Genomic DNA, 8,735 nt, shown 5'->3' on the forward strand with positions numbered 1-8,735 from the left:
GAGCCGGGCGGCGACCGTGCGCCGCGCGTACGGCCAGCGCAGGCGCAGGCTGGCGGCGCGCGAGACCTCGCCGGTCAGCGTGTTGCCGATCACGACGCCGGTCGTCAGGCGCGGCAGCCCGGCGCCGTCGCCGAAGCCGGCATCGGCGAGCGCATCGGCGGCGACTTCGAGTGCCAGCCAGTGCGCCGGGTCGCTCGCGCGCACGGTCGCGGCCGGGATGCGGAAGCGCTCGCGGTCGAAGTGCCAGCCGTGCAGCACGGCAGCCTCCGAGGCATGCGTGCCGTCGGCCCCGGCCACGGCTTCGGCGTAGTCGGCGAGGTTCAGGCGCTCGCGCGGCAGCCGCCGGAAGGCCCGGCGCTGCGCGAGCGCCATCTGCCAGAGCGCCTGCGGCGTGCCGGCGTCCGCATAGCGGCAGGCGAGACCGACGATGGCGATCGCCGGCGCGAGCGGCGCGTTCATGGTGCGGTCTCCGGCTTGCCGAGCACGCCGGCCGGCGACGCAACCCGCCGGCTCAGGCGCAGGTGCTGCGCGTACAGCCAGGCGCCACGGATCGAGCAGACCGCGAACAGCGCGAAGAACAGCCCGAACACCACGTGCAGCGCCATCAGCACGCCGTAGGCGGCCGCGACGCCGGCGCCGAAGGCGAACTGCGCGCGCGGTGCGACCGGCGTCGTCGCCGGGTCGGTGACCATGTAGAACGTGAACAGCAGGAAGGCGATGCCGGTCATCGGCGCGAGCCCGGCCGCGAGCGGCGTATCGGCCAGCCACGCGCGCAGGCCCGCCTGCAGCGCGAAACCGCCGAGCCAGCCGAGGATCAGCGGCAGCTTCCTCGTGAGCTTCGCGTTCAGGAAGCTGCCGAGGCCGATGAACACGCAGGGCAGCAGCCAGTCGCCGGCCCCGGAGAGGTTCTCGGCGAACTGGTACGGCGGCGTGATCGCAATCCACGGGAACAGCAGCAGCGTCACGGCGATGCCGGTGTTCGACGGGTTCAGGAAGTGGCGCGTCGCGCCGCCCGGCCCGACCGGCACGCGCAGCAGATACTTCGAGCCGATGCCGACCGCGACCGCGAAGGCCACCGGCGCGAGCCGGGCGTTGGTGTAGATCAGCATCGACACGGCCAGCCCGGTGATGTGCGCCGGCAGCAGGAAATCGACGAAGCCGCCGAAGCCGCCGCCGAGGAAGCGCGGGCGCAGGCCGCGGCTGCGCGCCTCCAGGGTTTCGAGCAGGAGTTCGAGCACGTATGCGGTCGCGAGCGCCACCAGCGGATGCGCCCAGGCCGGCTCGAAACCGAGCAGCGTGTAGCCGGCGACATTCAGCACCGTGATCGCGGTCGCGAAGCGGCGCAGTGCCGCGAGTCGCAGGTCGGGTCCGGCCATCACGCACCTCCCGGGGCCGCGGCATCGAGCAGCAGCACGTGGCGGCCCGGTGCCAGCCTGCGTTCCTCGACGTGGACCTGACCGTCGGCGGCGCGCCAGCGCAGCGTCACCGGCACCGGAGCCTCCGAAGCCCCGAGCCCGAAGTGCAGCTCCGGCGCGCGCCGGCCCGAGTGGCCGTTGCCGCCATCGACCTGCGCGACACGCACGCGGCCATCGGGCAGGCGCACGCGCGCCTCGGCGCCGATCGCCGCACGGCTCGCGCCATCGGCGAGCGGCACGCGCAGCACAAGTTCCAGCGAGCGGCCGCAGCGCGGGCAGTCGTTGCGCAGGAACAGCGACGGCTCCCACTGGTTGGCGATCGCGAGATCGAGGTCGCCGTCGCCATCGACATCGGCGATCGCGAGGCCGCGGCTGATCATCGGCCGGCCGAGCCCGATGTCGGCGGCGAGATCGACGTAACGGCCATCGGCCCCGCGCACGAAGAACGGCGGGTGCGCATTGCCGCTCAGGTCGGCGCCGGGCCGGAAGTCGGCCCAGATGCGCGGATCGGGCAGCAGTTCGTCGTTGGCCATCGCCAGTTCCTGCAACTCCGGCCAGCGGTTGACGCTGCCGCGCACGAAGCCGGTCGCCTGCACCAGTTCGAGCCGGCCGTCGTTGGCGAAGTCGGCGAGCTTCAGGTCCCAGCCCCAGTCGCTGCGCGACAGGCCGAGCGCCTCGCTCTGATCCGTGTACGGCGCGATGCCCTGCTGCATCAGCCCGGCCGGGCCGCCCGGCAGGAACGCGAAGTGGCTCTCCTGCAGCGCGTGCTCGGCGGCGATGTTGCTGACGAACATGCCGAGCCGGCCGCTGCCGTCGAGGTCGGCAAAGTCGATGCCCATGCCCTTGAACGAATCGCGCCCGAGCACCTTCGAGGCCGGGTCGAACAGGCCGCGCCGGCCTTCGAGCGGCACGAAGCGCAGCGCCCCGGGCGTCGAGCGGTTGTGCAGCAGGCGGTCGGGCCCGAAGTCGTTGGCGAAGTACAGCTCCGGCAGCAGGTCGCCATCGAGATCGGCCGCGCCGAGCGCGAGCGTCCAGCCGCCGCGCACGTCGGCCGGCAGATCGACGCTGACCTCGGTGAAGGCCGGCCGGCCCGCGTGACTGCCGGCCTCCAGGAAGAAATGCGCCGGCCCGCCGTTGAAGGCGCGCGACATCGAGTGCTGCATCGTTTCGGGCGCGCGGCTGGCCGGATCGAGCAGGCGCGAGCCGTCCGGGAAGTAGTTGGCGATGACGAGATCCGGGCGGCCGTCGCCGTCGAGGTCGGCCAGCGTCGCGCTGTTCGTGTACCAGCGCGCCGGCTGTGCGGCGAGTTCGAGCGGCCGGAAACCGCCGCGGCCGTCGCCGAGGAAGATCAGCGGCGTGCGCCCCCAGTAGTAGACGAGCGCATCCATGCGCCCGTCGCCGTCGAAGTCGCCGGGCAGGCAGCCCATCGGCGCCATGGTCCGGTCGTACGGCAGCGGGCGCGGATCGAGCGCGACGGCCGCAAAGCGTGCAGTACTGCCTGGTGCCACCAGCCCCGGCACCGGCAGCACCGAGACGAGATCGGTGCGCGGATCGACCAGACAGGCATCGTTGGCGAGGCCGTCGCCGTCGAAATCGGCGAGCGCGACGCCGGCGCCGACCGAGGAGATCCACGCGGAAATGCCGGCGAACGCCGGACTGACCTCGCGCACGCCGCGCATCGGCCCGGGCACGCCTTCGAGCGGGCCCTGCACGAAGCGGAAGGCGGCGGCGAGCGCGGCGCGCTCGTCGGCGGACGGCTCCGGCAGCCGGGCCAGCCCGTACAGCGCCAGGATCGCCAGCAGGGCGAGCGCCCGGCTGAGCCAGCGCGGCGGCGAATGCAGCAGGCGCCCGAGGGCCGTGGAAGATTTCAGCATGGGACGGGCTCCTCGCTGCGCGGGCGCAGCAGCGCGTGGATGCGGTGGCGCCAGAGCGCATAGGCCGGCTCGGGGCCATCGGCCGGCAGCGCCTGCAGCGCGCGGTCGGTGGCGGCCGCCGCGGTGACGGCATCGCAGCCGCACAGCGCGCGACAGCCGCGTTCGGTGTCCGCTGTCGGGTTGCCGGCGTGCAGCCGGGCCTTGGCCGCGAACGCTGCGCCCTGCGCGAGCCAGCCGGCGTGCGCACCGGCCAGCCGGCGCAACTCGGCCAAGGCTGCGTCTCCGGCGCCGCCGGCATAGGTCGCGGCCAGCCCGACGCCGGCCCACAGATCGGCATGCCGGCCGGCGTCCAGCCCGGCAACGGCCATGGCCACGCGCCAGGGGTCAGCCCCGCAGACGAACCACAGGCTGCGGCCGAGCCCCTGGTCGTGGACCCGGCGGGCTGCCATCCCGAGCCGCGCCGGATACGCCGCCGGAATGCGTCCGCCGCCGAAGTAGCCGCGGTGAAAGCCCCAGCCGTCGTAGGCCAGCCAGCCGAGCAGCGGATCGAGCCGCCGCCGGTAGCCCTCGCCCCAGGGCAGCCGCGCCAGCGCCCAGCCGGCGCCGACGTGGACGATGTAGCAATGCGCAAGCGCCGGCCCGGCGAGGAAGGCCTGCAGCCGCGACGCCGTCCACGGCATCAGCAGATCGAGCAGCGCGAGCCCCATGCCGGCGCCCTCGTAGGCAAAGCCGCGCCCGGCCAGCGGGATTTCCGCATCGAGTTGTGCGGCGAGCGCTTCGGCCGAGGCAGCGGACAGGGCGGCCCGGTATCCGTCGATGAAGGTCCGGCCGATGCCTTCGAGCCGCTGCTGCACGGCCGGAGGCGCCGGCAGGAAACCGCGCCGCTCGAAGCTCGCTGCTTCGCGGCCGATGCCGAGCAGCGCGCAGGCAGGTCCGGCGGATCGGGCCATGGCGGCCTCCGGAAAAGGGAAAGGCTTCGGGGAAGCCGGTGCGCCGGCCCGCATCGGGACGCGGCGCAGGGAGGGGATCACACGGCGCCGTTCAGGCCCGGGTGCGGTCGGGTATCCGGCGGCGACGGCGCAGGCCCGCGACGGCCGCGGCGCCGAGCAGCCAGAGCGTTCCCGGCTCCGGCACGACGAAGATGCTGTTGTTCTGCGACTGCATCACGTCCTGCAGGCCGTTGATCGTGGTCTGCAGGCCACCGCCCACCTCGGCGAAGGTCACGCTGTAGGTCACCGGCAGCACGGTATCCATCAGGCCGGTGTTGTCGCTCTGGAAGTCGTGGATGCTGATGCTGCCGGCGGTCTGCGGGCCGTCGAGTTCGACGAAGATGTCGAAGAAGCTCGACGGTTCGGACCCGTAGTGGACTTCGAGCGGGCTGCTCGATCTCAGCGACAGGTATTCGAGCATCACGCCGATGGCGACCGGCCCGCCGCCGGGGGTCAGTTCGGCATCGGTGGTGCGGCGCACGACCGTGTCGAACAGCTCGATGACCGGCATCTCGTAGCAGTGGTGGTTCGTCGAGCCGGTATGGCAGCCGGGGCCGACCAGGAACTTCTTCGCGGTTGCGAACGGCAGCGCGATGTTGCCTTCGACGGCGATCACAGTACCGGCAGCGATCAGCTCCGAATCGGTGCCGTTCTTGCTGCCGAAAAAGCCGGCCGGCAGCGCCGCCGGCAGCGTGAACGAGGACCCCGGGGTGGTCCTGAACCCGTCCAGCCCGTTCGCGAGCGGGACGGCGTGGGCGGGAACCGCCAGGGTCAGCCACAGCAGCGGCAGACCGGCCAGTCGACACAGCCAGATCGACAACCTGTTCATTGCGCTTCTCCCGATGTCGGCAGCGCAGGGCGCGCTGGATCAAGCCCCCGGAGAGGGCACCGCAGCGGTGCTTCAGCCCGGTCGGCGCCGGCTCAGCCAGAGGGCACCGAGTCCGAACAGCGCCAGGGTCGCCGGCTCCGGGACGATGGCCGGACCCGCCCGGTGACTGGCGAGCAGGGCCAGTTCGGCGACCACACCCGGCAGGAAACCCCCGGCGGGGAGCTGGGCCGTATGGGCATCGCCGACGCCCGGCGTGCTGCTCCAGAGGCCGGACTGCTGCACGAAGGTGTCCTGGAAGGTGCTGCTGCCGATCACGGTGTCCGTGCCGGGCAGCGTCAGCGTGATCTCGGCGAACACGTCGAAGAACGAATCGAAGGTGCCGCCGTTCTCGCCGGTGCGCGTGATCGTCAGCGCGCCGGCCGAGGCCGGCAGCGCATCGAGCGGGCGCTCGGGGTTCGCGGCCGTGCAGGACTCGCCGGGATCGCAGGCACCGTCGTCGTTGCCACCGGGAGCGCCGATGTCCTCGATCGGCTTGTTGACGTTCACATGGACATCGGCGAACACGCCGGGGCTGATCTGCACCGGCGCAACGCTGCGCAGCGACAGTGCGACGAGTTCGAGCGGCATGCTGCCCGAGTCGCCGATGCCGTTGAGCGTCAGCGCCGGCCCCCGGCGCAGCAGGATGGTGTCGACGTTGCCGCGGTCACCGGCCCCGGTATCGAAGGGCAGACCTTCGAGCTGCACCGGCCCGATGCCGGGCAGGGTCGCGAACGTGCCGGCGGCATCGGTTGCGAACAGGTCGAACCCGGGGTCGATCACCAGCGGCACCGCCATCGCCGGAGCGGCCAGCCAGAACGCGCCCGTCAGGGCCAGCGCGGGCGGCCCCAGCCTTGTCTGCATTGACATCTTCTTCTCCCCCGGCCTGCCCGATCAAACTGACACGGACAGATCGACGTATCACCTCTGTGGTAGGCCGGACTGCGGCCGTGAACGGCAGCCCGGAATGCCCCGGTTGTTTCCCGGTGGTCAGTCCTGACAATGCATTGGCTACGCCACAGCGATAAAAATCAATCAGATCAACTGCATCGAACAAACGCACTGCGACACTGGTTTCATGGATGTAAAAAAACCGGACATCACGCGTCTGTATGGCTGTGTACGGCAGCCACAGGCAGCACAGTCAGGGGCCGGACGGCCCGCCGCCCATGGACCCGGCGACGGTTGCGCTGCCCGAAGCGGCAAAACCCTGTAAAGAAATTGAAATACACGCGTCCGGACGCGGGCCTGCACCCACGTGCCGGCTTGGCGACAACGGCCGTGCTCCGTATGATTCGCGCCCTGCCCGAGGAGCGCTGCAACGGGGAAACACCCACCCGCCAGGCTCGGTCACCGTTTCCCAACGGCGCTCACCTGACCCCGTGCCGGGCACGGGATGTCCCGGGTGAGCCGACGACATCTCCCCCGGCCACATCGACAGGAGCCCTCTCCATGAACGCTGTGGTCCAGACCGAACAGTCCTCCTTCTCCGATTTCCACGTCGCCGACCTGTCGCTCGCCGGCTGGGGACGCAAGGAAATCGCGATCGCCGAAACCGAGATGCCCGGCCTGATGGCCGTGCGCGCCGAGTACGCGACGAGCCAGCCGCTCAAGGGCGCGCGCATCACCGGCTCGCTGCACATGACGATCCAGACCGCCGTGCTGATCGAGACGCTGGTCGCGCTCGGTGCCGAGGTGCGCTGGGCCTCGTGCAACATCTTCTCGACCCAGGACCATGCCGCCGCCGCGATCGCCGCAGCCGGCATTCCGGTGTTCGCGTACAAGGGCGAATCGCTGGACGATTACTGGGACTACTCGCACCGCATCTTCGAGTGGGCCGACGGCGGCTACTCGAACATGATCCTCGACGACGGCGGTGACGCGACGCTGCTGCTGATGCTCGGCACGCGCGCCGAGTCCGACCGCTCGGTGCTGGCGAAGCCGACCTGCGAGGAGGAGATCGCGCTGTTCGCGTCGATCGAGCGCACGCTGGCGCGTGATCCGAAGTGGTATTCGACGCGGCTCGCCTGCATCAAGGGCGTCACCGAGGAGACCACCACCGGCGTGCACCGCCTGTACCAGCTGCAGAAGGAAGGCCGGCTGCCGTTCCCGGCGATCAACGTCAACGATTCGGTCACCAAGTCCAAGTTCGACAACCTCTACGGCTGCCGCGAATCGCTGGTCGACGGCATCAAGCGTGCGACCGACGTGATGATCGCCGGCAAGATCGCGGTCGTGCTCGGCTACGGCGATGTCGGCAAGGGCTGCGCGCAGTCGCTGCGCGGCCTCGGCGCGACCGTCTGGGTCACCGAGATCGACCCGATCTGCGCGCTGCAGGCGGCGATGGAAGGCTATCGCGTCGTGCGCATGGACGAGGTCGCCGATCAGGGCGACATCTTCGTGACCACGACCGGCAACGTCGGCGTGATCACGCACGCGCACATGCAGCGCATGCGCAACAACGCCATCGTCTGCAACATCGGCCACTTCGATTCCGAGATCGAGGTCGCGAGCCTGAAGCAGTACCGCTGGGAGAACATCAAGCCGCAGGTCGATCACATCATCTTCCCGGACGGCAAGCGCATCATCCTGCTCGCCGAGGGCCGGCTCGTGAACCTCGGCTGCGCCACCGGCCACCCGAGCTTCGTGATGTCGAACAGCTTCACGAACCAGACGCTGGCGCAGATCGAGCTGTTCAACCACGCTGCGAAGTACGAGCGGCAGGTCTACGTGCTGCCGAAGCACCTCGACGAGAAGGTCGCCCGCCTGCACCTCGATCGCATCGGGGCGCGGCTGACCGAACTGTCCGAGGTGCAGGCCACCTACATCGGCGTGCCGAAGGAAGGCCCGTACAAGCCGGAGCACTACCGGTACTGACCGGGGCCGGGGCACGGAGGCGATAACCGGCCGGCCGGACCTTCGCGGGTCCGGCCGGCGCATGCGACGAGCGAGGAAGCGACGGCCATGAGCGTGACGCTGATGATTCCCGACGTTCCGGACGAACTGGCCCGCCGGCTGCGCGCGCGTGCCGCCGGCAACCGTCGCACGCTGCAGGCCGAACTGCTCGACATCGTCGAGACCGCGGTCCGCGCCGAATCGCGGCGCACGCTGCAGGATCTGGTCACGCAGGGACAGCGCCTCGGCCTCAGCGGCTCGCCCGCCGAGTCCGCGGGACTGATCCGCGACGCCCGCGATCGCGATGATCGTCGTTGATGCCGGCGCGCTGGCCGCGGTCCTGTTCCTCGAAGCCGGGTATGAACCGACGCTCGCCCGCATCGGCGAGGCACCGCTCTGCGCCCCGACGCTGCTGCCCTACGAGCTGACCAACATCCGCATCGTCAAGGAGCGTCGCCAGCCGTCGCTGGCCGCGGCGCTGGCGCTGCAGTTCGACGCCTTCCTGCGCCTCGATATCGACTACGTGACGCCGTTCCAGCCCGAGGTCGCCGCCCTCGCCCGCCGCTACGCCGTGACCGCCTACGACGCCGCCTATCTGTGGCTGGCCCTGACCCGCTCGCTGCCGCTCGTGACGATCGACAGCCGCCTCCATACCGCCTGGCAGCAGGCGACGGCGCCGCATCCGAGCTGACGCGCC

The 8,735-nt window shown here is 70.9% G+C and carries 9 protein-coding genes and 1 riboswitch; of the genes, 3 read left to right on the forward strand and 6 right to left on the reverse strand.

All coding sequences use genetic code 11. From position 1 onward, the window contains the following. The 6 genes from PKE44_RS11040 to PKE44_RS11065 all read right to left on the reverse strand — a co-directional run. A partial coding sequence (locus tag PKE44_RS11040) for a beta-ketoacyl synthase N-terminal-like domain-containing protein (RefSeq protein WP_324551056.1) occupies positions 1-459 on the reverse strand: 459 nt, incomplete at its 3' end. Beyond that, positions 456-1,376 carry an enediyne biosynthesis protein UnbU gene (locus PKE44_RS11045; protein ID WP_324551057.1) on the reverse strand — a complete coding sequence of 307 codons (921 nt, stop codon included), beginning with the start codon at positions 1,374-1,376 and terminating at the stop codon, positions 456-458. The genes PKE44_RS11045 and PKE44_RS11040, both read right to left, overlap by 4 nt. Then, positions 1,376-3,289 (reverse strand): CRTAC1 family protein, encoded by a 1,914-nt coding sequence (locus PKE44_RS11050; RefSeq protein WP_324551058.1) that lies wholly within the window; start codon positions 3,287-3,289, stop codon positions 1,376-1,378. Before PKE44_RS11050 ends, PKE44_RS11045 begins: the two co-directional genes overlap by 1 nt. Continuing rightward, a complete protein-coding gene (locus tag PKE44_RS11055) occupies positions 3,283-4,239 on the reverse strand; it encodes a DUF1702 family protein (protein ID WP_324551059.1) in 957 nt (318 codons plus the stop codon). Before PKE44_RS11055 ends, PKE44_RS11050 begins: the two co-directional genes overlap by 7 nt. A gap of 91 nt (positions 4,240-4,330) precedes the next feature. Further along, positions 4,331-5,107: a PEP-CTERM sorting domain-containing protein gene (locus PKE44_RS11060; RefSeq protein WP_324551060.1), complete on the reverse strand. Its 777-nt coding sequence runs from the start codon at positions 5,105-5,107 to the stop codon at positions 4,331-4,333. A 72-nt stretch (positions 5,108-5,179) separates the two neighbouring features. After that, positions 5,180-6,013 (reverse strand): PEP-CTERM sorting domain-containing protein, encoded by an 834-nt coding sequence (locus tag PKE44_RS11065; protein WP_324551062.1) that lies wholly within the window; start codon positions 6,011-6,013, stop codon positions 5,180-5,182. 432 nt (positions 6,014-6,445) lie between these two features. Then, positions 6,446-6,522: riboswitch (S-adenosyl-L-homocysteine riboswitch) on the forward strand. 73 nt (positions 6,523-6,595) lie between these two features. On the opposite strand from PKE44_RS11065, the gene ahcY reads away from it, so the two are divergent. The 3 genes from ahcY to PKE44_RS11080 all read left to right on the forward strand — a co-directional run bounded on the left by ahcY (position 6,596) and on the right by PKE44_RS11080 (position 8,729). Then, complete coding sequence (ahcY, locus tag PKE44_RS11070; protein WP_324551063.1) at positions 6,596-8,020, forward strand: adenosylhomocysteinase; 1,425 nt, start codon at positions 6,596-6,598, stop codon at positions 8,018-8,020. Between the two features lie 87 nt (positions 8,021-8,107). Continuing rightward, complete coding sequence (locus PKE44_RS11075) at positions 8,108-8,356, forward strand: hypothetical protein (protein WP_324551064.1); 249 nt, start codon at positions 8,108-8,110, stop codon at positions 8,354-8,356. Next, complete coding sequence (locus PKE44_RS11080; protein WP_324551065.1) at positions 8,343-8,729, forward strand: type II toxin-antitoxin system VapC family toxin; 387 nt, start codon at positions 8,343-8,345, stop codon at positions 8,727-8,729. The genes PKE44_RS11075 and PKE44_RS11080 overlap by 14 nt, the downstream gene beginning before the upstream one ends. Positions 8,730-8,735: the final 6 nt, after the last annotated feature.

The sequence above is a fragment of the Plasticicumulans sp. genome (assembly GCF_035331805.1).
In the GTDB taxonomy this organism is placed as follows: domain Bacteria; phylum Pseudomonadota; class Gammaproteobacteria; order Competibacterales; family Competibacteraceae; genus Plasticicumulans.

Bases quoted from the DNA above. Each gene is read 5' to 3' on its own strand.
- PKE44_RS11045 (WP_324551057.1), bottom strand. From the start codon at position 1,376: ATGGCCGGACCCGACCTGCGACTCGCGGCACTGCGCCGCTTCGCGACC.
- PKE44_RS11050 (WP_324551058.1), bottom strand. From the start codon at position 3,289: ATGCTGAAATCTTCCACGGCCCTCGGGCGCCTGCTGCATTCGCCGCCG.
- PKE44_RS11055 (WP_324551059.1), bottom strand. From the start codon at position 4,239: ATGGCCCGATCCGCCGGACCTGCCTGCGCGCTGCTCGGCATCGGCCGC.
- PKE44_RS11060 (WP_324551060.1), bottom strand. From the start codon at position 5,107: ATGAACAGGTTGTCGATCTGGCTGTGTCGACTGGCCGGTCTGCCGCTG.
- PKE44_RS11065 (WP_324551062.1), bottom strand. From the start codon at position 6,013: ATGTCAATGCAGACAAGGCTGGGGCCGCCCGCGCTGGCCCTGACGGGC.
- ahcY (WP_324551063.1), top strand. From the start codon at position 6,596: ATGAACGCTGTGGTCCAGACCGAACAGTCCTCCTTCTCCGATTTCCAC.
- PKE44_RS11075 (WP_324551064.1), top strand. From the start codon at position 8,108: ATGAGCGTGACGCTGATGATTCCCGACGTTCCGGACGAACTGGCCCGC.
- PKE44_RS11080 (WP_324551065.1), top strand. From the start codon at position 8,343: ATGATCGTCGTTGATGCCGGCGCGCTGGCCGCGGTCCTGTTCCTCGAA.